The organism is Streptomyces doebereineriae (assembly GCF_031845645.1).
GTDB lineage: Bacteria > Actinomycetota > Actinomycetes > Streptomycetales > Streptomycetaceae > Streptomyces > Streptomyces canus.
Map to the genome: position 1 here is coordinate 90,951 of NZ_JAVREZ010000014.1, position 25,047 is coordinate 115,997.

General features: G+C 70.4%; 29 protein-coding genes and 1 riboswitch. Of the genes, 14 read left to right on the top strand and 15 right to left on the bottom strand.

The window, feature by feature from the left end; all coding sequences use genetic code 11:
- Positions 1-40: 40 nt before the first annotated feature.
- Complete coding sequence (locus tag RNB18_RS33565) at positions 41-229, bottom strand: hypothetical protein (RefSeq protein ID WP_311717869.1); 189 nt, start codon at positions 227-229, stop codon at positions 41-43.
- 282 nt (positions 230-511) lie between these two features.
- On the opposite strand from RNB18_RS33565, the gene RNB18_RS33570 reads away from it, so the two are divergent.
- Both RNB18_RS33570 and RNB18_RS33575 read left to right on the top strand, forming a co-directional pair.
- Complete coding sequence (locus RNB18_RS33570; protein ID WP_311717870.1) at positions 512-2,575, top strand: HelD family protein; 2,064 nt, start codon at positions 512-514, stop codon at positions 2,573-2,575.
- A 696-nt stretch (positions 2,576-3,271) separates the two neighbouring features.
- Positions 3,272-3,871, top strand: a complete 600-nt coding sequence (locus RNB18_RS33575; RefSeq protein WP_311717871.1) for an LppU/SCO3897 family protein — start codon at positions 3,272-3,274, stop codon at positions 3,869-3,871.
- Here the strand turns inward: RNB18_RS33575 and RNB18_RS33580 are convergent.
- Complete coding sequence (locus RNB18_RS33580) at positions 3,868-4,566, bottom strand: copper homeostasis protein CutC (RefSeq protein WP_311717872.1); 699 nt, start codon at positions 4,564-4,566, stop codon at positions 3,868-3,870. The two genes, RNB18_RS33575 and RNB18_RS33580, sit on opposite strands and share 4 nt — an antisense overlap.
- 89 nt (positions 4,567-4,655) lie before the next feature.
- Positions 4,656-5,333, bottom strand: a complete 678-nt coding sequence (locus RNB18_RS33585) for a maleylpyruvate isomerase family mycothiol-dependent enzyme (protein WP_311717873.1) — start codon at positions 5,331-5,333, stop codon at positions 4,656-4,658.
- Positions 5,334-5,375: 42 nt separating this feature from the next.
- Here RNB18_RS33585 and RNB18_RS33590 point away from each other — a divergent pair, with 42 nt between their 5' ends.
- Complete coding sequence (locus RNB18_RS33590) at positions 5,376-6,020, top strand: HD domain-containing protein (RefSeq protein WP_311717874.1); 645 nt, start codon at positions 5,376-5,378, stop codon at positions 6,018-6,020.
- A gap of 26 nt (positions 6,021-6,046) precedes the next feature.
- A complete protein-coding gene (locus tag RNB18_RS33595) occupies positions 6,047-7,150 on the top strand; it encodes a GNAT family N-acetyltransferase (protein ID WP_311717875.1) in 1,104 nt (367 codons plus the stop codon).
- Here the strand turns inward: RNB18_RS33595 and RNB18_RS33600 are convergent.
- Positions 7,147-7,407 carry a DUF4031 domain-containing protein gene (locus RNB18_RS33600; RefSeq protein WP_059206699.1) on the bottom strand — a complete coding sequence of 87 codons (261 nt, stop codon included), beginning with the start codon at positions 7,405-7,407 and terminating at the stop codon, positions 7,147-7,149. The two genes, RNB18_RS33595 and RNB18_RS33600, sit on opposite strands and share 4 nt — an antisense overlap.
- On the bottom strand, positions 7,404-7,787 hold the full coding sequence (locus RNB18_RS33605) for a hypothetical protein (protein ID WP_311717876.1): 384 nt from the start codon (positions 7,785-7,787) through the stop codon (positions 7,404-7,406). The genes RNB18_RS33600 and RNB18_RS33605 overlap by 4 nt, the downstream gene beginning before the upstream one ends.
- 55 nt (positions 7,788-7,842) lie before the next feature.
- On the opposite strand from RNB18_RS33605, the gene RNB18_RS33610 reads away from it, so the two are divergent.
- Positions 7,843-8,730: a MurR/RpiR family transcriptional regulator gene (locus RNB18_RS33610; protein ID WP_394817713.1), complete on the top strand. Its 888-nt coding sequence runs from the start codon at positions 7,843-7,845 to the stop codon at positions 8,728-8,730.
- A 34-nt stretch (positions 8,731-8,764) separates the two neighbouring features.
- Positions 8,765-9,700 carry an N-acetylmuramic acid 6-phosphate etherase gene (gene murQ / locus RNB18_RS33615; protein WP_311717877.1) on the top strand — a complete coding sequence of 312 codons (936 nt, stop codon included), beginning with the start codon at positions 8,765-8,767 and terminating at the stop codon, positions 9,698-9,700.
- 5 nt (positions 9,701-9,705) lie between these two features.
- Here murQ and RNB18_RS33620 read toward each other — a convergent pair whose 3' ends face one another.
- Genes RNB18_RS33620 through RNB18_RS33630 form a run of 3 tightly spaced genes read right to left on the bottom strand, consistent with a single transcriptional unit; the run spans position 9,706 to position 11,460 of the window.
- The gene (locus tag RNB18_RS33620; protein WP_311717878.1) at positions 9,706-10,344 is read right to left on the bottom strand and encodes a dihydrofolate reductase family protein; all 639 of its coding nucleotides are present in this window, start codon (positions 10,342-10,344) and stop codon (positions 9,706-9,708) included.
- A 45-nt stretch (positions 10,345-10,389) separates the two neighbouring features.
- On the bottom strand, positions 10,390-11,058 hold the full coding sequence (locus tag RNB18_RS33625; protein WP_311717879.1) for a class I SAM-dependent methyltransferase: 669 nt from the start codon (positions 11,056-11,058) through the stop codon (positions 10,390-10,392).
- Between the two features lie 9 nt (positions 11,059-11,067).
- Positions 11,068-11,460, bottom strand: a complete 393-nt coding sequence (locus tag RNB18_RS33630; protein WP_311717880.1) for a hypothetical protein — start codon at positions 11,458-11,460, stop codon at positions 11,068-11,070.
- 116 nt (positions 11,461-11,576) lie between these two features.
- Here RNB18_RS33630 and RNB18_RS33635 point away from each other — a divergent pair, with 116 nt between their 5' ends.
- The 7 genes from RNB18_RS33635 (at position 11,577) to RNB18_RS33665 (ending at position 15,444) form a co-directional block, all read left to right on the top strand.
- The gene (locus RNB18_RS33635; protein WP_311717881.1) at positions 11,577-12,416 is read left to right on the top strand and encodes a helix-turn-helix domain-containing protein; all 840 of its coding nucleotides are present in this window, start codon (positions 11,577-11,579) and stop codon (positions 12,414-12,416) included.
- Positions 12,400-12,594 carry a DUF397 domain-containing protein gene (locus tag RNB18_RS33640; protein ID WP_311717882.1) on the top strand — a complete coding sequence of 65 codons (195 nt, stop codon included), beginning with the start codon at positions 12,400-12,402 and terminating at the stop codon, positions 12,592-12,594. Before RNB18_RS33635 ends, RNB18_RS33640 begins: the two co-directional genes overlap by 17 nt.
- Positions 12,595-12,619: 25 nt before the next feature.
- Positions 12,620-13,153, top strand: coding sequence for a DinB family protein (locus RNB18_RS33645; RefSeq protein ID WP_311717883.1), 534 nt, complete (start codon positions 12,620-12,622; stop codon positions 13,151-13,153).
- A gap of 225 nt (positions 13,154-13,378) precedes the next feature.
- The gene (locus RNB18_RS33650; RefSeq protein WP_311717884.1) at positions 13,379-14,251 is read left to right on the top strand and encodes a hypothetical protein; all 873 of its coding nucleotides are present in this window, start codon (positions 13,379-13,381) and stop codon (positions 14,249-14,251) included.
- A gap of 68 nt (positions 14,252-14,319) precedes the next feature.
- Entirely contained in the window at positions 14,320-14,595 is a 276-nt protein-coding gene (locus tag RNB18_RS33655) for a type II toxin-antitoxin system Phd/YefM family antitoxin (protein ID WP_311717885.1), read from the top strand.
- Entirely contained in the window at positions 14,592-14,843 is a 252-nt protein-coding gene (locus tag RNB18_RS33660) for a type II toxin-antitoxin system RelE family toxin (protein ID WP_311717886.1), read from the top strand. The genes RNB18_RS33655 and RNB18_RS33660 overlap by 4 nt, the downstream gene beginning before the upstream one ends.
- Positions 14,844-14,874: 31 nt before the next feature.
- The gene (locus tag RNB18_RS33665; protein WP_311717887.1) at positions 14,875-15,444 is read left to right on the top strand and encodes a hypothetical protein; all 570 of its coding nucleotides are present in this window, start codon (positions 14,875-14,877) and stop codon (positions 15,442-15,444) included.
- Between the two features lie 12 nt (positions 15,445-15,456).
- On the opposite strand, the gene RNB18_RS33670 is transcribed toward RNB18_RS33665, so the two are convergent.
- From RNB18_RS33670 to thrC, 7 genes are all read right to left on the bottom strand, one after another.
- Complete coding sequence (locus tag RNB18_RS33670) at positions 15,457-16,983, bottom strand: carboxylesterase/lipase family protein (RefSeq protein ID WP_311717888.1); 1,527 nt, start codon at positions 16,981-16,983, stop codon at positions 15,457-15,459.
- A 76-nt stretch (positions 16,984-17,059) separates the two neighbouring features.
- Complete coding sequence (locus RNB18_RS33675; RefSeq protein WP_311717889.1) at positions 17,060-17,935, bottom strand: metallophosphoesterase family protein; 876 nt, start codon at positions 17,933-17,935, stop codon at positions 17,060-17,062.
- Positions 17,936-18,016: 81 nt separating this feature from the next.
- Positions 18,017-19,138: an NADH:flavin oxidoreductase gene (locus RNB18_RS33680; protein ID WP_311717890.1), complete on the bottom strand. Its 1,122-nt coding sequence runs from the start codon at positions 19,136-19,138 to the stop codon at positions 18,017-18,019.
- 375 nt (positions 19,139-19,513) lie between these two features.
- Entirely contained in the window at positions 19,514-21,139 is a 1,626-nt protein-coding gene (groL, locus tag RNB18_RS33685) for a chaperonin GroEL (protein ID WP_266563133.1), read from the bottom strand.
- Between the two features lie 357 nt (positions 21,140-21,496).
- A complete protein-coding gene (locus RNB18_RS33690) occupies positions 21,497-21,703 on the bottom strand; it encodes a cold-shock protein (RefSeq protein WP_007382895.1) in 207 nt (68 codons plus the stop codon).
- Between the two features lie 443 nt (positions 21,704-22,146).
- Positions 22,147-22,422: a ubiquitin-like small modifier protein 1 gene (locus RNB18_RS33695; RefSeq protein WP_057608614.1), complete on the bottom strand. Its 276-nt coding sequence runs from the start codon at positions 22,420-22,422 to the stop codon at positions 22,147-22,149.
- Positions 22,423-22,469: 47 nt separating this feature from the next.
- Positions 22,470-23,753, bottom strand: a complete 1,284-nt coding sequence (gene thrC, locus RNB18_RS33700; protein ID WP_311717891.1) for a threonine synthase — start codon at positions 23,751-23,753, stop codon at positions 22,470-22,472.
- 17 nt (positions 23,754-23,770) lie between these two features.
- Positions 23,771-23,929, bottom strand: a riboswitch (SAM riboswitch).
- Between the two features lie 137 nt (positions 23,930-24,066).
- Here thrC and RNB18_RS33705 point away from each other — a divergent pair.
- A complete protein-coding gene (locus RNB18_RS33705) occupies positions 24,067-25,011 on the top strand; it encodes a glucosyl-3-phosphoglycerate synthase (protein WP_266517541.1) in 945 nt (314 codons plus the stop codon).
- The last annotated feature ends 36 nt before the right edge of the window (positions 25,012-25,047 follow it).

Below are 25,047 nucleotides of genomic sequence, written 5' to 3' on the forward strand. Positions count from 1 at the left end.
GGCATCGGCTCGGGTACTCATCCCGGACCGTGCCCCGTACTCACCGGCGACGCCGGACGACGCCCGCCTCCTCGCCGTACTCGCCGAGTATGACCACGTCGAAGGCGGCGCCGGCGATGACGCGGACGGCTCGGACGACCTGGCCGACGCGGTGGCGGGGGGTGAGGCCGGAGACGGGGGTCGCCCCGGACGGGCGACCGGGGGCTGGGGTGAAGGTCGCTGCACTCATGTCTCCATGGTGGCTCTCGAGGCATAAGCGGGGCATCGGTCCCAGGTAGCCACTTCCTGTGCTACCTGAGTACACCTCCTGGGTGGAGCCACCCCTACGGGACGGCGGACCCGACCCTGAGACGCGGGAATATTCGTTGGCCGCCTCACACCCCGTCGGTCTAGAATCTCCGCTCTTGCCCGCCTCCCTCCCGGAGCGCCGCCGACCGGACGGAAACCGGCCGGCACCTCGCTGCCGTCCACCCGGCAGCCTCCACCCCGCAGCGCCTTCGGAGGCACCCCCTTGTCCAGGCCGCCCACGCCCGTGCCCGTAGCCGACGACCCCCTCGCCCGCGAACGCTCCCACCTCGCCGGCTCGCGCGCCGCACTGCGCGCCATGCGTGAGGACGCCGAGTCGCTGGACATCAAGGACGTCACCGCGAACTGGGTCAACGCAGAGGTCCTGGCCCGCCAGATCGGCGAGCGCATCAAGTCGCTGGCCGACCTCAGCGACACCCCCCTCTTCTTCGGCCGCCTCGACTACCTGCACTCCCCCGGCGCCGACCGGGCGGAAGGCGCGGACGGCGAGCGCTTCTACATCGGGCGCCGGCACGTCCACGACCACGACGGCGACCCGATGGTGATCGACTGGCGTGCGCCGGTCTCGCAGCCGTTCTACCGGGCGTCCAAGAAGGACCCGATGGACATCGGGCTGCGCCGCCGATTCGGCTACACGCGCGGCGAGATCACGGCCTACGAGGACGAGCACCTCTCCGACCCCGCCGAGACGGCGACCACGAGCAAGCTGCTCCAGCAGGAGATCGAGCGCCCGCGCGTCGGCCCGATGCGCGACATCGTCGCGACCATCCAGCCCGAGCAGGACGAGATCGTACGGTCCGGACTCGGCGGCACGGTCTGCGTACAGGGAGGTCCCGGCACCGGGAAGACCGCCGTCGGCCTGCACCGGGTCGCGTATCTGCTCTACGCCCATCGCGACCGGCTCGCCCGCACCGGCACCCTCGTCATCGGGCCGAACCGGTCCTTCCTGCACTACATCGAGCAAGTGCTGCCCGCGCTGGGTGAGTTGACGGTGAAGCAGGCGACCGTCGACGACCTGGTCGCGGCGGGGCTGGAGGTGCGCGGCGCCGACGACGCGGCCGCCGCCGTCCTCAAGGGCGACGCGAGGATGGCGGAGGTCCTCAAGCGGGCCGTGTACGCGCACGTGACCATGCCCGCCGAGCCGGTGATGGTCGTCCGCGGGTCGCGCAGGTGGCGGGTCCCGGCGTACGAGATCGAGGAGATCGTCCGGGAGTTGCTCGACCGGGGCATCCGTTACGGCGCCGCCCGTGAGGCGCTCCCGCAGCGCATCGCGCACGTCGTGCTGGTGCAGATGGAGCGGTCCGGGGAGGCGCCGGACGACCGGGTGCAGGACGCGGTGGCCCGCAACGCGGCGGTGAAGGCGGCGGTCAAGGCGATCTGGCCGCCGGTGGATCCGGCGAAGCTGGTGCTCCGGCTGCTGACGGACGCGGACTTCCTCGCCGTACACGCGGAGGGGATCCTCGAGGAGGACGAGCAGAAGACGATCCTGTGGGCAAAGCCCGTCCGGAGCGTGAAGTCGGCCAAGTGGTCCGCCGCGGACGCGGTGCTGATCGACGAGGCAACGGACATCGTGGAGCGCACACACTCCCTCGGGCATGTGGTCCTCGACGAGGCTCAGGACCTGTCCCCCATGCAGTACCGCGCGGTCGGCCGCCGCTGCTCCACCGGTTCGGCGACCGTCCTCGGCGACCTCGCGCAGGGCACCACACCCTGGGCGACGCGGAGTTGGGACGAGGCGCTGGCCCACCTGGGCAAGTCCGACGGTGTGATCGAGGAGTTGACGGCGGGTTTCCGCGTGCCGACGGACGTCATCACCTACGCCTCCCGTCTCCTCCCGCACATCGCGCCGGGCCTGACGCCGGTCGCGTCGGTCCGCGAGAACCCGGGCTTCTTCGATGTCCGCCCTGTGGAGACCACGGACCAAGTGGTCGCCGCCTGCGAGGAGTTGCTGCGCAACGAGGGCTCGACCGGCCTGATCGCCGCCGACGCCCGCGTCCCGGAGCTGGCGGAGGCGCTGACCGCGGCCGGCATCGGCCACCTGGCACCCGGTGAGGAGACGACGGCCGAAACCCGTCTGACCCTGGTCCCGGCGTCCCTCGCCAAGGGCCTCGAGTACGACTACGTCGTCCTGGACGAGCCGCAGGCGGTGGTGGACGGCGAACCGGACGAACGCACGGGCCTGCGGCGGCTGTACGTGGCGCTGACCCGAGCGGTGTCGGGGCTGATCGTGACGCACTCGGCGCCGCTGCCGGCGGCGCTCGCCGGGTAGGGTGCTGCTCCGTTCCACCATGTCCCGCCCGGAAGGCCCCTGTTGAGCACGCCACCGCCCTCGCATCCCGTGAACCCGCCGACTCCGGGGCCTTATCCGCAGACGCCGGTTCCGGGGACGTATGAGCAGGGGCCCGCTCCGGGACCACATCAGCAGCCGCCGGCTCCCGGGGCGTACCAGCAGGGACCGGCTCCGGGGCGGCATCAGCAGTCGGCTCCCGGGGGGTATCAGCAGGCACCCACCCCCGGGACGAAGCAGCAGGGGCCGGCGCCCCGGCCGCACCAGCAGGCACCCGCTCCGGGACCACATCAGCAGCCGCCCGCTCCCGGGGCGTACCAGCAGGCGCCGGCCCCCGGGCCGTACCAGCAGGGGCCGGCGCCCGGGCCGTACCAGCAGGCGCCCGCTCCGGGGCCACATCAGCAACCCCCGGCTCCCGGGGCGTACCAGCAGGCACCCACCCCCGGGCCACATCAGCAGCCGCCCGCCCCCGAGGCGTACCAGCAGCCGCCGGCCCCCGGCCCGTACCAGCAGATGCCCGCCCCCGGCCCGTACCAGCAGATGCCCGCCCCAGTCTGGCCGCAGCAGTACGGCGCTGGGATCCCCGCGGGTGGGCCGGGGCCGGCGGCCTGTCAGATCTGCGGGGCGGCACCCGCCGCGCCGGTCACGGTCCGCGGTCACCAGGGGATGCTGGTGATCATGCGGTTCCTGAAGCGCGAGGGGATGTTCTGCCGCACCTGCGCGCTGGCGAGCTTCCGGGACATGCAGGCGGAGACCATGGTGCTGGGCTGGTGGGGTCCCCTGTCGCTGCTGATCACGCCCTTCACCCTGCTGGCCAACCTCAGCGCGCTGTCCGGCATCCGGCGCATTCCTGAGCCGGTCACGGCGGGGTTCCGGCCGCCCCTGGGCCCCGGCAAGCCGGTGTTCAAACGGCCCGCGGGCATCCTGGCCCTGATCCCGATGGGCCTGCTGGGCCTGGCGGTGTTCGCGTTCACGCTGCTCGTGATCGTCGGTGCGGTGGTCGGGCCGAGCAGGGAGAGCAGCGAAAGCAGTGAGAGCGGTGGTCTTTCCCACTACCCGAACCAGGAGTACCCGATCCTGACCGTCGGCTCGTGTGCCCGCAACGACGCGACCTGGCCCTACGAGGACCTCAAGGCCGAGCCCTGTGACTCCTCGGCCGCGCAGTACCGCGTTCACCGTTGGACGAACGACACGTGCGCGTCCGGGGACCACTCCATCGGCCCGATGTACAGCAAGGGCCACGACAGCCCCCTGTGCCTGCGCCCTCTGAAGGGCTAACCGAGCACCTCGTCCACCACCCGCCGCCACTCCCGGACCGCGTCCGCCGACACCGGTGCCTCCCACCCGCCCGGCCTCGCCGCCCCGCCGATGTGGAACGCGTCGATTCCCGCCGCCCGCAGCCTCGGCACATGGTCCAGCCGCAGCCCCCCACCGACGAGAAGCTGCTGTTCGTACCCCGGCTCCCCCGCCCTCGACGCCTCCGCGAGGAGCACCGGCAGCCCCTCGTCGACGCCCGTCGCCGAGCCCGCGGTGAGGTAGGTGTCCAGCCCCGGCAGATCGGCCAGCTGCTTCCGCAGCGCGTCCCGGTCGGCGGCATGGTCGATCGCCCGGTGGAACGTCCAGGGGCACCCGTCCAGCACCTCGACGACCCGCTCCACGGCGGTCAGATCGACCTCGCCGTCCACGTCCAGGAATCCCAGCACGAACTCCTGCGCCCCGGCGTCCCGCACTTCCCGGGCCGCCAGGGCCACCCACGAGACGTCCCCCGCCCCGAACCCGTCCGACAGCCGCAGCATCACCCGCACCGGGATGTCCACTGCGGCCCGGATCGCGGCGACCGTCGAGACCGTCGGCGTCAGACCGTCCGCCGCCATGTCGGTCACGAGTTCCAGCCGGTCCGCGCCTCCGGCCTGGGCGGCGATCGCGTCCTCGGCGTCCAGGGCGATCACCTCCAGGACTGCACGCTTGCTCATGGGACCCCATTCGTCGACGGTCTCGGGCGGCTACAGGTCTAGTCCAATTCAAGAATACGCCGCTCCGGGGTCCCGCTCACCGGCGCGTCTCAGCCGAAGATGTTCAGCTCCTTCGCCTCCGCCCCCGCGAGCTCGTACGCCCGCCCCTCCACCGGACGCCCCGAGTACAGCCGTACGAGGGTCGCCGCGTCCCCGATGTACCGCGCCGGAGTGCGGTCACCGGCCGCATCGCCCAGGCGGACCGGTTCGTCCAGGTCGTCGACGTCGGCGTGGAGGGGGAGGTGGCCGCGCTCCCGGGTCGTGCGGGCCAGCAGGGCCAGCGCGTCGGGGAGACCGGGACCCGCGTACGCCCCCGGCTCCCCGAGAACGTCCCGTACGTCCCCGGCGTGCACCCACTCCCCCAGCCCGATGATGTCCAGCACCCCGCCCGCTCCGGCGATCACCGGCCCGGCCTCCGTCATCCCGCGCTCCAGCTCGTCCACGACCTGCTGGTTCGTCCAGTCCGCGCGCTCGGCGATGTCCCGGTCGTTCGACTCGGGCGAGAAGACCCCCTTCTCGAACCGGCCCTCCACCACCCGGATCAGCGCGGACGAACAGTGCGCCAGCACGTCCCGCACGCTCCACCCCGGACACGCCCGCGTCGGCAGCGCGAAATCGGCGTCGGGGCGGGAGCGCAGGAGGGGGATCAGGGCGTCGCGTTCGCCGGCCAGGAGGCGGCCGGGGAGGTCGGGGTCGCGTACGGCGTCCGCAGTCATGTCTGTGGTCATGGGGTCAACCTGCCAGGGGGCGCCGCGCGGGACAATGAGGCCATGGCCGATCTCGACGACCTCCGCGACCGTTTCGCCCATGCCCTGGAGAGGGCCCGTTCCGGGGCCGACGGCCCCGACCCGGCGCCGTACGCCGACAACCTGCTCACCCGCTGGCAGGAGCCGCAGCGCCGGTACCACACCGTCCACCACCTGACGGCGGTCCTCGACCACATCGACGTGCTGGAGGAGTACGCGGACGACCCGCACCTGGTGCGTCTCGCGGCCTGGTTCCACGACGCCGTCTACCTCCCGGACCGCTCGGAGAACGAGGAACGCTCCGCCCGACTGGCCGAACGCGCCCTCCCGGAGGCCGGACTCACCCAGGAAGGCACGGCCGAGGTCGCCCGCCTCGTCCGCCTCACCACCACCCACGCCCCCGCCGACGACGACCGCAACGGCCAGGTCCTCTGCGACGCCGACCTCGCGATCCTGGCCGCCCCGCCCTCCGCCTACGCCGCCTACACGGCCGCCGTACGCGAGGAGTACGGCTTCGTCCCGACCGACGCCTTCCGGGAGGGCCGGTCCGCAATCCTGCGCCAACTGCTGGATCTGCCAAGCCTGTTCAGGACGCCGTACGGGGAACGGGAATGGGAGGCCACAGCCCGTTACAACCTCACCTCGGAGCTGGAAATGCTGTCGCTCTGAGACGCCCGGCGCCTTAGCCTGCCCGCATGGCAGACATGGGCGGGGAACGGGTGACGGAGGCCGTCGCGGACGCGGTGGCGGTGCTGCGGGCGGCGGTGGACCGGGACTGGAAGGCGGTACGGGCCGGCCGGACGGAGTGGAGCTGTCTGAAGACGGCCGAGCACATCGCGAGCGATCTGATCGCGTACGCGGGGCAGTTGGCGGGGCGCCCGCAGGACAGGTACGTCCCCTTCGAGATCCACCTCGAGGACGACACGGACGCCGAGGGCGCCCTCCAGGTGATCGAGACGGCCGGCACCCTCTTCGCCGCGACGATGCGCGCCACCCCGCGCGAGGTCCGCGCCTTCCACCCGTACCCCTTCCGCAGCGCGAACCGCGCGGGCTTCGCCGCGATGGGCATCGCCGAGGTGCTGCTGCACACGTACGACATCGCGGACGGCCTGGGCCTGCCGTACGAGCCCCCCGCCCACCTCCCCGAACACGTCCTGACGCGGATCTTCCCCGAGGTCCAGCCGGGCCCCGACCCCTGGCGCACCCTCCTGTGGGCCACCGGTCGCGGCGACCTGCCCGGCCGCGCCCCGCGCACGGAGTGGCGCTGGAGCAACAACCTCGTCCTGCCCACCGAACGCCTCACCCTCCAGGGCATCACCCCCGCCTCCGCCGCCGAGCTGGCCGCGGGCGGCGACGGCGACTTCGAGTGGGTCGAGGACGGCCCCTTCGAGGGCACCCGCGAGGCCGCCGCCATGACCCTCAAGGCCTACGAAGCCGGCGTCCACCGCCCGGAGTTCGGCCTCTTCGCCCTCGTACGACGGGAGGACGGCCGCGCGATCGGCGGCATGGGCTTCCACGGCGCCCCCGACGAGGACGGCCGCGCGGAGGTCGGTTACGACCTCGCCGAGAGCGCCCGAGGCCAGGGCTACGCCACGGAGGCCCTGCGCGCCCTCAGCGACTGGGCCCTGGCCCGCGACGACGTGCACAGCCTCTGCGCCACCATCGAACCCGACAACGCCGCCTCGCAGCGGGTGATCGCCCGTGCCGGGTACATCCGGGCGACGGTGGAGGAGGAGCAGGCGTACGGGGAGGCGGAACCGGGGCTACGGCTGTACGTGCTGCCCGGCCGGGCCGGTTAACGGCCTTTGGGCCGCCGCAGTCCCGCCCCCGTGAGCAGACGCACCACCTCGCGGCTGCTGACCTCCACCGCGCCGGCCGCCACGACGTCCGCGTACCGGTGCGACGGAATGTCGTAGTGGTCGCGTTCGAAGGCGCGCCTCGGGACGCCCAGCTCATCGGCGAAGGCGTGCAGTTCGTCGAAGGAGGCGTCGCTGATCAGGTGGGACCACATGCGGCCGTGCCCCGGCCAGGTGGGTGGGTCGATGTAGACGGTCACGAGGACGAGGTCCCGCCCGCCGCGGTCCCGAGCGAGCCGACCGCCGCGACCTTCACACCCGCCTTGTGGCACACCCAGTGCGGGTCGGGGCCGAGCTCCGGCTCGACGTCCAGGGCGTGCGGGTCGCCGGAGCCGCACACCGGACACAGGGGCCAGCGGCCGTAGGTTTCCAGCAGCGCGTCCTGGACGTCCTGGGCGACCAGTCCCGCCACGAATTCCGCGCCCTCGGGCCACTGCTCCACCCACCAGCGCCGCTGTACGACGGAGTCCTCGACCATCGACACCACGTCCGCGGCGGCGACCTCACCGGCGGCGAGGTCGGCGAGCACGCGGGCGCGTGCCGTGTGCAGGGTCTGTTCAAGTGGACCGATGGACTCCATGGTGCCATTGTGCGCGCTCTTGACCACGGGCCGGAGCCGAAAATATCTTTCATACGTGCCCCAGGAAGTGAAGGAAATTTTCGGCAGCGCTCTCGCCTCGAAGGTGCGCACGCTGGGTCCGTCCATGACGCGCTCCATGCAGCGGGTCGCCGAGGCCGTCGCGAAGGACCCCGCGGGGTGCGCGGCGCTCACCGTCACGGGCCTCGCGGAACTGACCGGGACGAGCGAGGCGACCGTCGTACGGACGGCCCGGCTGCTGGGGTATCCCGGCTACCGCGACCTGCGGCTCGCCCTCGCCGGGCTCGCCGCGCAGCAGCAGTCCGGGCGGTCGCCCGCGATCACCACGGACATCGCGGTGGACGACCCGCTCGCCGACGTGGTCGCCAAACTCGCCTACGACGAGCAGCAGACCCTCGCGGACACGGCGGCCGGGCTGGACACCGTGCAGTTGGGGGCGGCGGTCGCCGCGACGGCCTCGGCGCGGCGGATCGACGTGTACGGGGTGGGGGCCTCCGGTCTCGTCGCCCAGGACCTCACGCAGAAGCTGTTGCGGATAGGGCTGATAGCCCAGGCGCACAGCGATCCCCATCTCGCCGTGACGAACGCCGTGCAGTTGCGGTCGGGCGATGTGGCGATCGCGATCACGCACTCCGGGGCGACCGGCGATGTCATCGAGCCGCTGCGCGTCGCCTTCGAGCACGGGGCCACGACCGTCGCCATCACCGGGCGGCCGGGCGGGGCGGTGGCGCAGTACGCCGACCATGTGCTGACGACGTCCACGGCCCGGGAGAGTGAGCTGCGGCCGGCGGCGATGTCCTCGCGGACGAGCCAGCTGCTGGTGGTGGACTGTCTGTTCGTGGGGGTCGCGCAACGGACGTACGAGACGGCGGCGCCCGCGCTGGCCGCGTCCTACGAGGCGCTGGCGCACCGGCACCGTCGATAGTTGATCGGAACGCAACTCTGAAAGAGTCACCGCCATGACGTCCACGTCCCCTTCCCGTGAGCTGCGTGCCGCGTTGGAGTCGCTCACCACCGAGGCCTTCCGGCCCGAGCTGGCCGACATCGATCAGTTGCCGACCCTCGACATCGCCCGGCTGATGAACGGCGAGGACGCCACCGTCCCCGCGGCCGTCGCGCGACGACTTCCCGAGATCGCCGCCGCCATCGACGCGATCGCCGACCGGATGGCCCGTGGCGGACGGCTGATCTACGCCGGTGCGGGCACCGCCGGACGCCTCGGCGTGCTGGACGCCTCCGAGTGTCCGCCGACCTTCAACACCGACCCCGCCCAGGTCGTGGGCCTGATCGCTGGCGGCCCCGAGGCCATGGTCACGTCCGTCGAAGGGGCGGAGGACTCGGCGGAGCTGGCGCGGGCCGACCTGGACGGGCTCGCGGTGACCGCCGTGGACTCGGTGGTCGGGGTGTCCGCGTCCGGTCGTACCCCTTACGCCGTGGGCGCGGTGGAACACGCCCGTGCGCAGGGGGCCTTGACGGTCGGCCTGTCCTGCAACGCGGACAGCGCGCTCGCCGCGGCCGCCGATCACGGCATCGAGGTGGTCGTCGGCCCCGAGCTGCTCACCGGCTCGACCCGCCTCAAAGCGGGCACGGCCCAGAAGCTCGTCCTCAACATGCTGTCGACGATCACGATGATCCGCCTCGGCAAGACGTACGGGAACCTGATGGTCGACGTCCGCGCCTCCAACGAGAAGCTGCGGGCCCGCTCGCGCCGTATCGTCGCCCTCGCCACCGGCGCCGACGACGAGGAGGTCGAGCGCGCCCTGGCCGCCACCGACGGCGAGGTGAAGAACGCCATCCTGACCATCCTGGCCGACGTCGACGGCCCCACGGCGGCCCGGCTCCTGGAGGAGACGGGGGGCCATCTGCGGGCGGCACTGGCGGCGACGGCCCGCTAGCCGGCTCAGCTGCGAACGAGCAGCGCGTGGGTGACGTTCGGTGAGCTGACCAGCTCGGACACCCGGTAGCCGTCGATCCCGTCGCCCAGGTCGTCGAGGAGCCGTTCCCCGCGTCCGATGAGGAGCGGCGCGATCACCAGGTGGAGTTCGTCGATCAGCCCGGCGCGCAGATACTGCCGGATGACCGCCGCCCCGCCGCCGATCCGGACGTCCTTGCCGTCCGCCGCGTCGAAGGCGCGCCGCAGGACCGCCTCCGGCGGCTCGTCGGTGAAGTGGAAGGTGGTTCCGCCGGCCATCTCCAGTTCCGGGCGCAGATGGTGGGTGTGGACGAAGACATCGTGGTGGTACGGCGGGTTCTCGCCCCACCAGCCCTGCCAGGACTCGTCCTCCCATGGCCCGCGCTGCGGACCGAACATGTTCCGCCCCATGATCGTGGCGCCGATGTTCTGATCACCGCGGACGAAGTAGTCGACGTCGATCCCGGACTTCCCCGCGGCCGCGTCCTGCGACGCGGAGATGAACCAGCTGTGCAAGTCGTCGCCCCAGCCGACGCCGTCGCCGAAGGGGGCGTCCAGCCGCTGGTTCGGACCGGCCATGAAGCCGTCGAGGGAGATCGTCACGTTGTGCACCCGGACCTTGGGCATGGCCTTCACCTCTCGTGTGGTGTCGTGCTCTCACCTCTGCGTCGTTCAGAGCCTGCCTGGATCGACATCCCCGCGCACCTTTTTCCAGACGATGGTGCAGCGCCAGAAGAGCCGACGCCTCAGCCGGGCGCCGGGGAGGATACGGCGGACCTCGCGGGCGAACTCGGTGTAGGGGACGTCCGCCGGGCGGGTCGGGGCGGTCATCGCGACGGGGCGCGGTGCCGTACGTCCCCTGTTCTTGACCCAACCGGTGACCAGGTTGAGCGGGACGGACGCGAGGCCGAGGAGTGTCTGGACACGGGTGTCTTCTCGCGTCAGCCCGACGACCACCAGCGTTCCGCCGGGGGCCAGCTGTTGCCGGAAGCGGGTGAGGGTCTCGGTCAGGGGGAGGTGGTGGAGTACGGCGACGCAGGTGATGACGTCGTAGGGGGCACCTTCGTCGTACGACAGCGCGTCCGCGACGGAGAAGGTGACGGGGAGGTCGGGACCGGTCGACTCCCGTGCCCTGTCGATGATTCGCTCGTCGACGTCGATGCCGTGGACCTGTCTCGCGCGCGTGGCCAGCAGCCGGGCCAGGTCGCCGGAACCGCAGCCGACATCCACGGCGCGGTCGAAGCGGCGGGGCAACTGACGCATGAGCCATGGGTGGAAGTGGGCGTTGTGGGACCAGGGGTGGGCGTCGTTGAAGCGAGCGAGGGCGTCCAGGAGAGGCATGGGTTCATTTCAACAGGGCATGCGGCCCTCGTTGTTGACCTTGCGCACCCTGGCCCGCAGCACGTCACTTTGCGGGGCAGGCCTCGTGGACCCGGGCTCGCACTCCCACTCCCGGCCCCCGCCGAGAGGCCTGAGCTGCACCCTTCCTCCGAGGTGCGCGATCACCTCCCCCACGCGTCCGTCCCGCTCGTCGACGACGTACGACGCCACCGGCGGCCTCTCCCCGCGCAGTACGGACGCCAGGCGCTCGGCCGTGCGTACGTTGCAGCGGCCGAGGTCGACCAGGGGGAAGGGTTCGTCGCCGGCGCCGGTGAGGGGGTCGACGGCGAGGGACGGCAGGACGACGCCTACGCCGACGAGGGCGGCTCGCAGGGACTCCAGGACTTCTTGGGTTGACCGCACGCTTTCCTCCACGGGCACGGTGAGTTGGCTATTCGCAACACAGCGTGTCCGGCACGCCCCTAACCTGGCCATACGAACCAGTCCAACAACCTCACCTGGTGGATGAGGAGTCGCACATGCCGGGACCGAAGGACCTCGACCCGTCGTCGTCACCGAGGGCGCTGCTGGGCGCGGAGCTGCGGCACGCGAGAGAGAAGGCCGGGCTGAGCCAAGAGGAGTTGGGGCAACGGCTGTTCGTGAGCGGGTCGTTCGTGGGCCAGTTGGAGGCGGGCACGCGGAGGATGCAGCGGGATGTCGCGCGACAGCTGGACGAGGTGCTCGGGACGGAAGACTTCTTCCTGCGGAACTGCGGGGCGTCGGCGAAGTCGAAGTATCCCGAGCACTTCGCGGAGGCTGCGGAGGCGGAGGCCGGGGCGACGGAGATCAGAGAGTATGTGCAGCTCCTGATCCCCGGACTGCTCCAGACGCCCGCGTACGCACGGGCCGTGTGCCGCGCGTATCAGCCGACAGCCAAGGAAGAGGAGATTGAAGAGTTGGTGGCAGCCCGGGTGGAGCGTGCCCGGGTACTCGGCGATCCAACAGCGCCTCTGTTGTGGGCGGTGATTGACGAGGCGGCGCTGCGTCGGGCGGTGGGCGGGCGCGAGGTGATGGCGGAGGCGCTGCGCCACCTCGCCGAGCTGGCTCGGCGCGGTCGGGCCATCGTGCAGGTGCTCCCTTTCGAGGCGGGAGCGCACGCCGCGATGGAAGGTTCCCTGAAGTTGATGGACTTCGAGGACGCACCTCCACTGGTCTACTTCGAGGGCGTCGGCACTGGGCGGCTGGAGGACGATCCGGCCATCGTCAGACACCAGCGCTTCACCTACCAGCTCCTCACGGCCTGCGCCCTCTCCCCTCAGAACTCCCTGGCTCTCATCGAGTCGTTGGCGCAGGATTACGCCTATGAGGAACAACCCTGAGACCTGGCGCAAGTCGACGTACAGCGGCGGCAGCGGCGGCAACTGCCTCGAAGTGGCCGTAGGTCACCCCACCGCCGTCCCCGTCCGCGACTCCAAGCACCCCCACGGCCCGAAGCTCATGCTCCGGCCCCAGGCATGGTCCGCCTTCGTCGAGGCGGTCATAGAGGTCAGGATCTGACCTAGACGGCTCCTAGCGTGGTCCCATGACCGACACCACACACACCATCACCACCGACGAGCGCACCGACCTGCTGGAGGCGCTGGCCCACAGCCGGCGCTTCCTGCGGTTCACGACCCGTGACCTCACCGACGAGCAGGCCGGGCAGCGGACCACGGCCAGCGAGCTGTGTCTGGGCGGCCTGATCAAACACGTCACGTCGGTGGAGCGGCACTGGGCTGACTTCATCCTGAACGGCCCCGCCGCCATGCCCGACTTCACCGCCATGACCGAGGCCGACTTCGCCCGACGGGCCGACGAGTTCCGGATGCAGCCCGGCGAGACGCTGGACGGTGTGCTGGCCGATTACGACGAGACGGCCCGCCGGACCGACGAACTCGTCATGGCCCTGCCCGACCTGAACGCCGGCCACCCGCTGCCCGAGGCGCCATGGAACGAGCCCGGAGCTCGATGGTCGGCCCGCAGGGTGCTGCTGCACATCGCCGCCGAGACGGCCCAGCACGCGGGCCACGCCGACATCATCCGCGAGTCCCTGGACGGCGCGAAGAGCATGGGCTGACCGCTCCCGAAGCTCAAGCGTCCAGCTCCGAGCCCCCTTTGCAGGGAATGGGTGGAGGGCCCCAACCCGCCCTCCCACCCCGCGTGTTGACTTGACGCGTTCGGCTTGCCACGCAGAGTCACGATCGTCTAGCGTGCCCGGATAACAGACAGAACAGCCCCCGCCAGGTGCTAGCAACACCTGCGGGGGCTTGACCTACGAGATCGAAGGACAAGTTCGATCCCCATGGCTGACGCCAAGCTTAGTGCCGCCTCCCTGCCCGCGCACGCCCCTTCCCACCCGTTGGCCAATCCGGGCTACGGCAAACGGTCCGCTCCCGACCAACGCCCTCGCACCGCACACGACTTCGCCCACCTCCCACCTCGCGAAGCCGCCATCGCCGCGTACCTCGACCGCCTCCCCGACGGCGCCGACATCTCCGTAAAGACGCTGGCCAAGACGCTGCCGTACGGCCAATGTGCGCTCCGCACGGCCCTCAACCGCCTCCATCAGGCAGGCCACTTGCGCCGGGGGCGCGAACGCCTGGACTCCGCTTCCGGAGGGCACCGTTGGATCACCCGATCGTGGTTCTCCCGTACCGCACGCGACGACGACTGGTGGGCGGCATTCACGAGGGGCGACGTCCCGCAGGACCCACCGAGTCGCCCGCCCAGTCGCTCCCGCGCCCACATCCTCCTCGCCGCGCTGGGCCGCGAGACCCCTTCGCTGTCCCTCTCCGCCGCCGACTGCGCGGCCCTCGCCCCGCTGGTGACGGAGTGGTTCGCCCGAGGAGCCGCCGAGGAGGCCGTACGCCACGCCCTGACCAGCGGTTTGCCGACTCCGGTCCACCACCCGGCTGCCCTCCTCCGCCGCCGCCTGACCGACAAACTGCCCCCGGAGCTGCCGCCTCCCCCAGCGCCCCACCGGATCCTGGAGTGCGCGGAGTGCAGAGTGCCCGGGCCTCCGGAGGCCCTGCCGGGGGGCCTATGCAATAGCTGCCGAGACGGATACGCCCCCGCGCGCCCGGCCTCGCTCCTGCCCGCCCCCGAGATCCACGCCCGCGCGGACGAGATCCGGGCCGCGATGTCCCTGAAACGAGAAGAGCGCATGTACGCATGACGAATGACTCAAGCCCGGCTTTGTCGCGGCAGGCAGTACACACACCCGCGGGTATGTACAGTCTTTACATGGACACGTATCCGCTCGTCGAAGCCCGCAACCAGCTCGGCCAACTGGTCGGCCGGGTCCGGCACGGACAGGAGCAGATCCTGATCACCGAGTACGGCAAGCCTGCCGCCGCGCTCATCCCGATAAGCGAACTGGAAGAGCTGCAGCGGCTGCGCGACGAGGCGGACATCGCCGAGGCGCGTGCTCGTGAGGCCGCTCCGGCCGGCCCGTCGATGTCCCACGACGCGTTCATGGCACAGCTGGAGGCGGAAGATCGCCGAGAGGCCGCTTCGTGACGTACACGGTGGTGTGGGAGAACCACGCCATGAACGAGTTCCGACGGCTCCGCGTCCTCGATCCGGTAGGTGCCAAGGCGACTGCTGTGGCATTACGTGCCCTCGCCGACGATCCCCGTCCCGATGCGGCCCGGGCCCTGGGTACTTCTGGCTACTACCGTCTGCACGTCGGAAGTTGGCGCGTGCTGTACCGGCCGGACGGACCCACCGTCACCGTGCATGTGCTGAAGGTCGGCCGCAGCAACTGAACCCGGCCCCTGCGACAACCGGAGCCATCCCATGAACCACGCCCAGCTCACCGCCCTGGGCCGTGCCCTCCGTCTCCTCGGCGAGCACGGTGAGTCGCTCACCGGTGACACCCCCGACGCCAAGCTGCACGAAGTGAAGGCGGACATCAAGCGGGCCCTGGAGCTGCTGGAGACCACCGTCACCACCGCCGTCCCCACCACCCGCTGCGCCGAGCACCCCAATGGCCCGGTCGACGAGAACGCCCCCGACCTGTGCCTGCTGTGCGAGACGCGGCGCCGGGCGGCCCGTCGTGCCGAGATCAACGGTCCCGGCGCGCGACCGAGGACCGCCGGCCCCACCCCCTCCAGGTACGGGGTGCGGGAGGACCGGCCCCAGCCCCAGCAGCGCTGGCTGCCGGAGCAGTGGACCGGCCAGGAGTGGCAGCTGTGCGGCACCCCGAGGCGGGACCGGCACGAGGCCGAGCTCTACATCAACGCCCAGCGCCGCGGCCCGCGCGCCGCGATGGCGTACCGGCTCGTGCACGAGTTCACCGACTACGAGGTGCTGCGGGTGTGGGGCACCCCGGTCAAGGTGGACATCGAGCCGCTCGGCAATCTCTAGCGCCCGGGAGACCTACTTCAGCAGGGGGAGCGTCCGGAAGTCGTACGTCTCCCACAGCCGCCGGGAGACCTCCTCCGGATACGGCCGCACCTCCGGCTCCGCGTCCAGGACCTGGGTCAGTCGGCCGCCCGCGGCGTCATACGCCGGCCACCCCGGATCCCCGGTCCGCGCGAACCGCGTCCAGGCCGCCTGGAAGCGCGCGGTCAGTGCCCTCGCCTCGTCCGGCACCCCGCTCCCCGCGAACAGCAGGTTCCCGAGGTCGGCCTCGTACGTGCCGAAGAGCAGCGGGATGTCCAGCCCGTGGCACGCTCCGAGCACGCCCCCGAAACCCGGTGCGGGCCAGGCCAGTTCGTAGAGGTGGGCGCGGCCGCCGCCGGCGACCTGCGCCTCGGCCAGCCGCAGGGAGGGCATGTTGAAGAGCCAGTCCGTCTGCACGCGTTCGTAGAGTTCGGTCGGTGTGGCGTCCGGGAAGGCCTCGCGGTAGGAGCGCTCGCCGTCCGGGCCCGGCGCGAACATCCGCAGGGCCGCGGCCGCCTGCTCCTCGGTTATCCGGCCGAGCCGGTCGGCGAGGGCGAGGAAGAGCCGGTACTCGTCGCGGTTGTGCCCGACGAGCAGCTCCACGTCCCGGGCCGCGCCGGCCGCCAGCGCCTCCCAGGGGGTGGTCGGCAGCACCTCGCCGTCGACCACCGGCGAGAACGGGGTGGCGGTCGGCGCCGCCTGCCCCCACCGGTCGTCGTACTCACGCATCCGAAGGCTCAACCGCTCTCCCGCCGAGGGGAGTTCGAGTGGGTCCACGGCGGACAGCGCGGCGGCCGTCGGAGCGAGGCCCGCCTCCTTGCCGATCTCCACCGCGATGTCCCGGGCGAGTTCGGCGGAGAAGTACGTGCCGGGCACGCTCTGCGCGACGGCCCGCCCGAACAGTCCCCGCGCGCTCGGCATCGCCAGCAGCGAGGCCACCGACCCCGCCCCCGCCGACTCCCCGAACACCGTGACCTGCCCGGGGTCCCCGCCGAACGCCGTGATGTTGTCCCGCACCCACTCCAGCGCGGCGACCTGGTCCAGCAGGCCCCGGTTCGCGGGCGCCCCCTCCAGCAGGGCGAACCCCTCGATGCCGACGCGGTAGTTGAGGGTCACGACGACCACGTCACCGGCGCGCGCGAGGTGCTGGGCGTCGTAGCCGGGGCTGCCGGCGTGACCCAGCTTGTAGGCACCGCCGTAGATCCACACCATGACCGGGCGGCGGGCCGACGGGTCCGTGCCGGGCGTCCAGACGTTGACCGTCAGCCAGTCGTCGCCGGTGGGTACCGGCAGTTCGGCGGCACGGCCCTGGAAGCCCGACTCCTGCGGGGGCGGGGGTCCGAAGTCGTACGCCTCCCGGGTCCCCGCCCAGCCCTTCACGGGCCGCGGTGCCTGGAACCGGGCCTCCCCGACCGGTGGTTCGGCGAACGGGATCCCCCGGAAGACCACCAGTCCGCCCTCGCCCCGCCCGCGCACGGCACCGGCCGCGGTGCGCACTTCGAGATTCTCGGCTGACGTCATCGTCGAACTCCTCACGAGTAGGGGCTGCTGGATCCACTGCAGCCCATTTCCCTTGCTTGAGTCAACCAAGTCGCCGTCAGCCGAGCGCCGTCGGCCCGTACTTCTCCAGCACCGCCCGGGTCCGCTCCTCGTCCAGCTGGTACACCGTCTCGTGGGCCCGCGGGTCCCGCGCGTGGAACGTGTGGAACATCGGGCTCGCCGGTCCGCCCAGCTCCACCAGCGAGGCCGAGGCCCCGCGCACCGCCCGCTCGGTGCCGTACGGCGTCGTCAGGTCGATCCGGTTGACCACCCCCGGTGTCACCCACACCGGCACCGCCTCCAGCATCCCGAAGAGCTGGAGATGGAAGTGCCCGGTCAGCATGACCCGCACGTCACTCCCCCGGATCGCGGACGCCAGCTCCCCGGGGTTCAGCAGCCCGAAGACCGTCTGGGTGACGGACAGGCCGAGACCGAGGGGCGGGTGGTGGAAGGCGAGGACGGTGCCGTGCTCGGCCGGGGTGCTCAACACCTCGCGCAACCAGTCCAGTTGGGCCGCGCCGATACGGCCGTACACCTCTCCCGGCACCAGCGAGTCCAGTGTGACGAACCGGTACCCGCCGACCGTGCTCACCGCGGCCCGCTCGGACGCGTCTGTCTCCAACAGCCCCTCGGGATCCGGGTGTCCGCTCCCCAGCACCTTGCCGAAGGCCTCGCGCTCGTCGTGGTTGCCTGTGGTGTAGAAGACAGGGGCGTCCAGCGGCTGGGCGAACGCCCCCACGAGCTCCCGTACCGCCGAATACGCCTCCACGTCCCCCTCGTTGGCGATGTCCCCGGTGACGACGACCGCGTCGACGTCCCGTAGGTGCCGCAGCTCAGCGAGCATCAGCCGTAGTGAGTCGGTGGCGTTGACGCCGTTCCTGTTCGGTGCGTCGGTGCGCTCCACGTGCGTGTCCGAGAGATGCAGAATCCGCATGTTCCGGCACGGTAGCGGGAGTTGACGACCGCAACCAGCACTACGTCAGCGCGCGGGCCGACCCCACCGACCCGAAACCCGTCAGCTCAACGACTTCAGCGCGGACGCGTCGTACGGCGCAAGCTCGTCGAAACGGCCCGCCAGCACCTTCGCGGCCCACTGCGGGTCCTGAAGCAGCGCCCGCCCGATGGCGACCATGTCGTACTCCTCGCGCTCCAGGGCGTCGAGCAGGTCGTCGATGCCCTTGACCGGGGAGCCCTCGCCCATGAAGCCGCGGATGAAGTCGCCGTCGAGACCGACCGAGCCCACCGTGATGGTGGTCCTGCCGGTGAGCTTCTTGGTCCAGCCGGCGAGGTTGAGGTCGGAGCCGTCGAACTCGGGGAGCCAGTAGCGGCGCGTGGAGGCGTGGAAGGCGTCGGCACCGGCCGCGGCGAGCGGCGCGAGGATCGCCTCCAGCTCCTCCGGCGTCTCGGCGAGGCGCGCCTTGTAGGCCTCCTGCTTCCACTGCGAGTAGCGGAAGATGATCGGGAACTCCGGCGACACCGTCTCGCGTACGGCCGCCACGATCTCCGCCGCGAACTTCGTGCGGGCGACGGGGTCGCCGCCGTAGGCGTCGGTGCGGCGGTTGGTGCCCGCCCACAGGAACTGGTCGACGAGGTAGCCGTGGGCGCCGTGGATCTCCACACCGTCGAAGCCGATGCGCTCTGCGGCGGCCGCGGCCTCGGCGAACGCACCGATGACGTCGTCCAGGTCGCGCTGGGTCATCGCCTTACCGGTGGGCTCGTCGGAGCCGAGGCGCAGGCCGGAGGGGCCGACGGCGGGGGCGTCGGCGTAGGGCTGCTGGCCCTGCTCGCGGACCATGCCGATGTGCCACAGCTGCGGGACGATGGTGCCGCCCGCCGCGTGCACCTGCTCGGCGACCTTCGCCCAGCCCGCCAGCTGCTCCTCGCCGTGGAAGCGCGGGACGCTGTCGCTGTTCCCGGCCGACTCGTGGCCGACGTAGGTGCCCTCGGTGACGATCAGGCCGACTCCGGCGGCCGCGCGGCGGGAGTAGTACGACGCCACGTCCGCGCCGGGGATGCCGCCCGGGGAGAAGTGCCGGGTCATCGGCGCCATCACGATGCGGTTCGGGACGGTCAGGCCGTTGATGTGGGCCGGGCGGGAGAGGATCTCGGCGGCGCGGGAGGTGGCGGGGGCGGTCACGTGGCAGTACTCCTCGGTATGTGCATGCGCATGGACACTACCCAGGTGCCAACCGCCTCATCCCGCTCAGGATTTCCCGGGGCGCTGTGACTCCGGCCACGCATGGAGGCCGCGCATGAAAGAAGCCCGCCCCACCATCGTGGGACGGGCTTCGTGTCGAGCGCCGGGCAGGCCTTGCACCTGCATCTCCCCGCAGGAAGCGGGGCGTCTTTCCTTGGACCACCAACGCGTAGTCGACCGACGGGAGTTCACGTCGAGCGGCTCGTGATCAAGCATAGCGCAGGAAAAGACCGGGGGCGGCCATCCCTGTTTCCAGGAAGTGCCGCCCCCGGGAAGGACGTTGATCAACCGTCAGGCCTGGCGGCCGGGGGTCGATCAGAAGTCCATGTCACCGCCCGGCATGCCGCCGCCGGCCGGGGCAGCGCCCGCCTTCTCCGGCTTGTCGGCGATGACGGCCTCGGTGGTGAGGAACAGCGCGGCGATGGAGGCGGCGTTCTGCAGGGCAGAGCGCGTGACCTTCGCCGGGTCGATGATGCCTTCGGCGATCATGTCGACGTACTCACCGGTCGCGGCGTTCAGGCCGTGGCCGACGGGCAGGTTGCGCACCTTCTCGACGATGACGCCACCCTCGAGACCACCGTTGACGGCGATCTGCTTGAGCGGGGCCTCCAGGGCCAGCTTCACGGCGTTGGCGCCGGTCAGCTCGTCACCCTCCAGGTCCAGCTTCTCGAAGACCGAGGAGGCCTGGATGAGGGCCACGCCACCACCGGCGACGATGCCCTCCTCGACGGCCGCCTTCGCGTTGCGAACGGCGTCCTCGATGCGGTGCTTGCGCTCCTTGAGCTCGACCTCGGTCGCGGCACCGGCCTTGATGACGGCGACGCCACCGGCGAGCTTCGCCAGGCGCTCCTGGAGCTTCTCGCGGTCGTAGTCCGAGTCGCTGTTCTCGATCTCGGCGCGGATCTGGTTGACCCGGCCCTGAACCTGCTCGGAGGAGCCGGCACCGTCGACGATGGTGGTCTCGTCCTTGGTGATGACGACCTTGCGGGCACGGCCCAGAAGGTCGATGGAGGTGTTCTCCAGCTTGAGGCCGACCTCCTCGGAGATGACCTCGCCGCCGGTGAGGATGGCGATGTCGTTCAGCATCGCCTTGCGGCGGTCACCGAAGCCCGGGGCCTTGACGGCGACGGACTTGAAGGTGCCACGGATCTTGTTGACGACCAGGGTCGACAGGGCCTCGCCCTCGACGTCCTCGGCGATGATCAGCAGCGGCTTGCCCGACTGCATGACCTTCTCCAGGAGCGGGAGCAGGTCCTTGACGGAGCCGATCTTGGAGTTGGCGATGAGGATGTACGGGTCGTCGAGCGACGCCTCCATCCGCTCCATGTCGGTGGCGAAGTACGCCGAGATGTAGCCCTTGTCGAAGCGCATACCCTCGGTGAGCTCCAGCTCCAGACCGAAGGTCTGGGACTCCTCGACGGTGATGACGCCTTCCTTGCCGACCTTGTCCATCGCCTCGGCGATGAGCTCGCCGATCTGGGTGTCGGCGGCGGAGATGGAGGCCGTGGAGGCGATCTGCTCCTTGGTCTCGACATCCTTGGCCTGCTCGAGCAGGGCGGCGGAGACGGCCTCGACGGCCTTCTCGATACCGCGCTTGAGGGCCATGGGGTTGGCGCCGGCGGCTACGTTGCGCAGGCCTTCCTTGACCAGGGCCTGGGCGAGCACGGTCGCGGTGGTCGTACCGTCACCGGCGACGTCGTCCGTCTTCTTGGCGACTTCCTTGACCAGCTCGGCGCCGATCTTCTCGTACGGGTCCTCGAGCTCGATCTCCTTGGCGATGGAGACACCATCGTTGGTGATCGTGGGGGCGCCCCACTTCTTCTCGAGGACGACGTTGCGGCCCTTGGGGCCGAGCGTCACCTTGACGGCGTCCGCGAGCTGGTTCATGCCGCGCTCGAGGCCGCGCCGCGCCTCCTCGTCGAACGCGATGATCTTGGCCATGTGAAGTGGTCCCTCCAGGACTGGGGGTGATTCCTTCGGACCGCGCCCGCGCCCGCGACGGACGGCTCGCCGGCCTGTGGATCCTTGCCCCACAAGGCCTGCGGGCCTCACCGACCCGGTCCATCTTTGTCACTCTCACCTTCAGAGTGCTAACGCCAATGATTAGCACTCGGCATGGTCGAGTGCAAGCGCCTCTCGTGTATCGGGCAGGACACCGAGCACCGGAGACAGCTCGCTACCGGCCCGTACGGGCCGGCCCCGGGCATGCCGAAGGGCCCGTACCCCATGACTCCCTATGGGGGACGAGCCCTTCGAAGAAGAACAGAAGAACGACGCTGTTGTTACCCGGCGCGTGCTTCAGCCGGTCGCCAGGCGAACCATGTCCGCCTGCGGCCCCTTCTGACCTTGCGAGATCTCGAACTCGACCCGCTGGCCCTCTTCAAGGGTGCGGTAGCCGTCCATCTGAATCGCGCTGTAGTGGACGAATACATCCGCACCACCGTCGACCGCGATGAAGCCGTACCCCTTCTCCGCGTTGAACCACTTGACGGTGCCCTGAGCCATGCCTAACTCCCCTATTACTGGCCCTTGCACGGATCCACACTTCGTGGATCCGGGTCAGACCTCACCCCCCACATGGTTGGGGGCGTGCGCCGGAACGCGTCGACCGCGGCTGAATGTATCTGTCCAACTGCCGTCTGCAACAGGTCAATCGGACGAGAATTCTGGACGGAAGGGGTCCGGAATGTAGTGAGAATTCGCCTGAATTCGGGGCAAGTCGGGCCCCATAAAAGACACATAAGGCACTTAAGACGCGCACACTTTGGCTACTTCTCATCGCATGTGGAGCGAGAACTCATATGCACGCGGCAAGAAGAAAGCCGCTGCTTCCCCAACTGTACCGCGCTCAACCATAGAGAATTGCCCCCTCCGCTTCTCAAGCGGAGGGGGCAATCCGATGAACACTCGGTAATTACCGTTACCGAAGGTAATGACCAGTCATACGGTCACCCGCCGGCGACGGCCGGAATGATCGAGACGCCGGCCCCGTCGGGCGTCGCCGTCTCCAGCCCCTGCTCGAAGCGCACATCGTCGTCGTTGACGTACACATTGACGAACCGCCGCAGCTTGCCCTGGTCGTCGAGAACGCGCGCGGCGATACCGGTGTGGTTCTTCTCCAGATCGGCGATGACGTCGGCGAGGGTCGCGCCCTCGGCCTGCACCTCGGCCTGCCCGCCGGTGTAGGTGCGCAGGATGGTGGGGATACGGACGGAAACGCTCATGTTTCAGGACCTCCGGTCGGGGTGAGGGCTTTCAGCGGCCGCGGCGACTACGCGAGGCCGGCCTCGCGGAACGAATCCAGGTTGGGGCGGATCGTGGCGGTGAGACCCGTACCCGCCACCGCGTCCAGCGTCTTCAGACCATCACCGGTGTTCAGCACGACGGTCGTCAGCGAGGGATCCAGCAGACCGTTCTCGATCAGCTTCTTCGCCACGCCGACGGTCACGCCACCCGCGGTCTCCGCGAAGATCCCCTCGGTCCGCGCGAGCAGCTTGATCGCGTCGACGACCTGCTCGTCGTTCACGTCCTCCACCGCACCACCGGTGCGACGCGCGATGTCCAGCACGTACGGACCGTCCGCCGGGTTCCCGATCGCGAGGGACTTGGCGATGGTGTTCGGCTTCTGGGGCCGGACCACGTCGTGGCCCGCCTTGTACGCGACCGACACCGGCGAGCACCCCTCGGCCTGCGCGCCGAAGATCTTGTACGGCTTGTCCTCGACGAGCCCGAGCTTGATCAGCTCCTGCAGACCCTTGTCGATCTTCGTGAGCTGCGAGCCGGAGGCGATCGGCACGACCAGCTGGTCGGGGAGCTGCCAGCCCAGCTGCTCGCAGATCTCGTACGCCAGGGTCTTGGACCCCTCCGCGTAGTACGGCCGCAGGTTGACGTTGACGAAACCCCAGCCCTCGCCGGCCGGGTCGCCGATCAGCTCGGAGCAGAAGCGGTTCACGTCGTCGTAGTTGCCCTCGATGCCGACGAGCTCGCCGCCGTAGATCGCGGCCATCACGACCTTGCCCTGCTCCAGGTCGTGCGGGATGAACACGCAGGATCGGAACCCGGCCCGGGCCGCGGCGGCACCCACGGCGCCGGCGAGGTTGCCGGTGGAGGAGCAGGAGAGGGTGGTGAAGTCGAAGGCGCGAGCGGCCTCGATGGCCTGGGCGACGACCCGGTCCTTGAAGGAGTGCGTCGGGTTGCCGGAGTCGTCCTTCACGAAGAGCTTGCCGGCGTCGACACCCAGCTCGCGGGCGAGGTTGTCGGCCTTGACGAGCTTGGTCCAGCCGGGGTTGATGTTCGGCTTGTCCGCCACGTCCGCGGGGACGGGCAGCAGCGGGGCGTAGCGCCAGATGTTCGCGGGGCCCGCCTCGATCTGCTTGCGGAGCTCCTCGGTGTCGTAGGCCGAGAAGTCGTACGCGATCTCGAGCGGGCCGAAACACTCCTCGCAGGCGAAGACCGGACCGAGCGGGACGCGGTGGCCGCATTCGCGGCAGCTCAGCGCCGCGGCGGGACCCAGATCGACGGAGTTCGTGGTGCTTGCAACAGTCTGCACAGCCATGGAGGCGAGGCCCTTTCTCCTCATCTTCCTCACGACGCATCTCGCCGTGAGACGGATTTGGCACCTTCCCGAGTCGGGAGCCTCGCGGAAACGATCGTCAGCGATCGCTACGAGAACCGACTGGAGGGTTGCCGGGGCTTCATCGGGCCGTATCCCTCTGCCCCTCTGGATGAGCGGTATGAAGTTGTGAACAGCGGGCCACCCAGGACATGCGATGGTCATCCGCGTTGTTCAAGACTGTAACCGACGGCCAGGACAGTTGAGAGAGACGTCCGAACCGCGAGATGGATCAAAGGCAGAGGAGCCGCGCACTGTGCTGAACGAAGTCGAGCGCTGGCTGGCCACGCGTTCCTGGTCCGTGACCGATCGCCCGCTGCACAGGATCATGGCGGCGAAGCGGGGCACGGGCCGGACGGTCAGTGTTGTCCTGCCCGCGCTCAACGAGGAGGAGACGGTCGGTGACATCGTCTCCGTGATCCGTCATGACCTCATGCAGCAGGTCCCGCTCGTCGACGAGATCGTCGTCGTCGACTCGGGATCCACCGACCGCACGTCCGAGGTCGCCGCCGCGGCCGGTGCGCGGGTCGTCCACCGCGACGACATCCTCCCGCGCATACCCGCCGTGCCCGGCAAGGGCGAGGTCCTGTGGCGTTCCCTGCTCGCCACCTCGGGGGACATCGTCTGTTTCATCGACGCCGACCTGAAGGAGTTCTCCTCGGACTTCGTCTCCGGCATCGTCGGCCCGCTGCTCACCGACCCCGAGGTCGACCTGGTCAAGGGCATGTACGACCGTCCCCTGGGCGGCGCCGCCGGGCAGGGCGGCCGGGTCACCGAGCTCATGGCACGTCCGCTGCTGAACATGCACTGGCCGCAGCTGGCCGGTTTCGTGCAGCCGCTGGGCGGCGAGTACGCGGCCCGGCGCTCGTTGCTGGAGCAGCTCCCGTTCCCCGTCGGCTACGGCGTCGAGCTGGGCATGCTGGTCGACGCTCTGCACCTGGTGGGCCTGGACGCGCTCGCACAGGTCGACGTCGGTGTGCGCAAGCACCGTCACCAGGACGGGCAGGCCCTGGGCCGGATGTCCGCCGCGATCTACCGCACCGCCCAGCTGAGGCTGGCCCGCGGCCATATGATCCGGCCCTCCCTCACCCAGTTCGAGCGGGGCCGGGACGGCTTCGAGCCGCGTACGTACTCCGTGGACACCGAGGAGCGGCCGCCGATGGTGGAGATCGCGGAGTACGCGAAGCGTAAGGTCGCGTGAGCGACCGGGTGACAGAACGGGGCGTTCCGTATACGT

Excerpts from the sequence above, each read along its gene's own strand:
- RNB18_RS33565 (WP_311717869.1), bottom strand. The coding sequence starts at position 229 with ATGAGTGCAGCGACCTTCACCCCAGCCCCCGGTCGCCCGTCCGGGGCG.
- RNB18_RS33575 (WP_311717871.1), top strand. The coding sequence starts at position 3,272 with ATGCGGTTCCTGAAGCGCGAGGGGATGTTCTGCCGCACCTGCGCGCTG.
- RNB18_RS33580 (WP_311717872.1), bottom strand. The coding sequence starts at position 4,566 with ATGAGCAAGCGTGCAGTCCTGGAGGTGATCGCCCTGGACGCCGAGGAC.
- RNB18_RS33585 (WP_311717873.1), bottom strand. The coding sequence starts at position 5,333 with ATGACCACAGACATGACTGCGGACGCCGTACGCGACCCCGACCTCCCC.
- RNB18_RS33590 (WP_311717874.1), top strand. The coding sequence starts at position 5,376 with ATGGCCGATCTCGACGACCTCCGCGACCGTTTCGCCCATGCCCTGGAG.
- RNB18_RS33595 (WP_311717875.1), top strand. The coding sequence starts at position 6,047 with ATGGCAGACATGGGCGGGGAACGGGTGACGGAGGCCGTCGCGGACGCG.
- RNB18_RS33605 (WP_311717876.1), bottom strand. The coding sequence starts at position 7,787 with ATGGAGTCCATCGGTCCACTTGAACAGACCCTGCACACGGCACGCGCC.
- murQ (WP_311717877.1), top strand. The coding sequence starts at position 8,765 with ATGACGTCCACGTCCCCTTCCCGTGAGCTGCGTGCCGCGTTGGAGTCG.
- RNB18_RS33620 (WP_311717878.1), bottom strand. The coding sequence starts at position 10,344 with ATGCCCAAGGTCCGGGTGCACAACGTGACGATCTCCCTCGACGGCTTC.
- RNB18_RS33625 (WP_311717879.1), bottom strand. The coding sequence starts at position 11,058 with ATGCCTCTCCTGGACGCCCTCGCTCGCTTCAACGACGCCCACCCCTGG.
- RNB18_RS33635 (WP_311717881.1), top strand. The coding sequence starts at position 11,577 with ATGCCGGGACCGAAGGACCTCGACCCGTCGTCGTCACCGAGGGCGCTG.
- RNB18_RS33640 (WP_311717882.1), top strand. The coding sequence starts at position 12,400 with ATGAGGAACAACCCTGAGACCTGGCGCAAGTCGACGTACAGCGGCGGC.
- RNB18_RS33645 (WP_311717883.1), top strand. The coding sequence starts at position 12,620 with ATGACCGACACCACACACACCATCACCACCGACGAGCGCACCGACCTG.
- RNB18_RS33650 (WP_311717884.1), top strand. The coding sequence starts at position 13,379 with ATGGCTGACGCCAAGCTTAGTGCCGCCTCCCTGCCCGCGCACGCCCCT.
- RNB18_RS33655 (WP_311717885.1), top strand. The coding sequence starts at position 14,320 with ATGGACACGTATCCGCTCGTCGAAGCCCGCAACCAGCTCGGCCAACTG.
- RNB18_RS33665 (WP_311717887.1), top strand. The coding sequence starts at position 14,875 with ATGAACCACGCCCAGCTCACCGCCCTGGGCCGTGCCCTCCGTCTCCTC.
- RNB18_RS33670 (WP_311717888.1), bottom strand. The coding sequence starts at position 16,983 with ATGACGTCAGCCGAGAATCTCGAAGTGCGCACCGCGGCCGGTGCCGTG.
- RNB18_RS33675 (WP_311717889.1), bottom strand. The coding sequence starts at position 17,935 with ATGCGGATTCTGCATCTCTCGGACACGCACGTGGAGCGCACCGACGCA.
- groL (WP_266563133.1), bottom strand. The coding sequence starts at position 21,139 with ATGGCCAAGATCATCGCGTTCGACGAGGAGGCGCGGCGCGGCCTCGAG.
- RNB18_RS33690 (WP_007382895.1), bottom strand. The coding sequence starts at position 21,703 with ATGGCTCAGGGCACCGTCAAGTGGTTCAACGCGGAGAAGGGGTACGGC.
- RNB18_RS33695 (WP_057608614.1), bottom strand. The coding sequence starts at position 22,422 with ATGAGCGTTTCCGTCCGTATCCCCACCATCCTGCGCACCTACACCGGC.
- thrC (WP_311717891.1), bottom strand. The coding sequence starts at position 23,753 with ATGGCTGTGCAGACTGTTGCAAGCACCACGAACTCCGTCGATCTGGGT.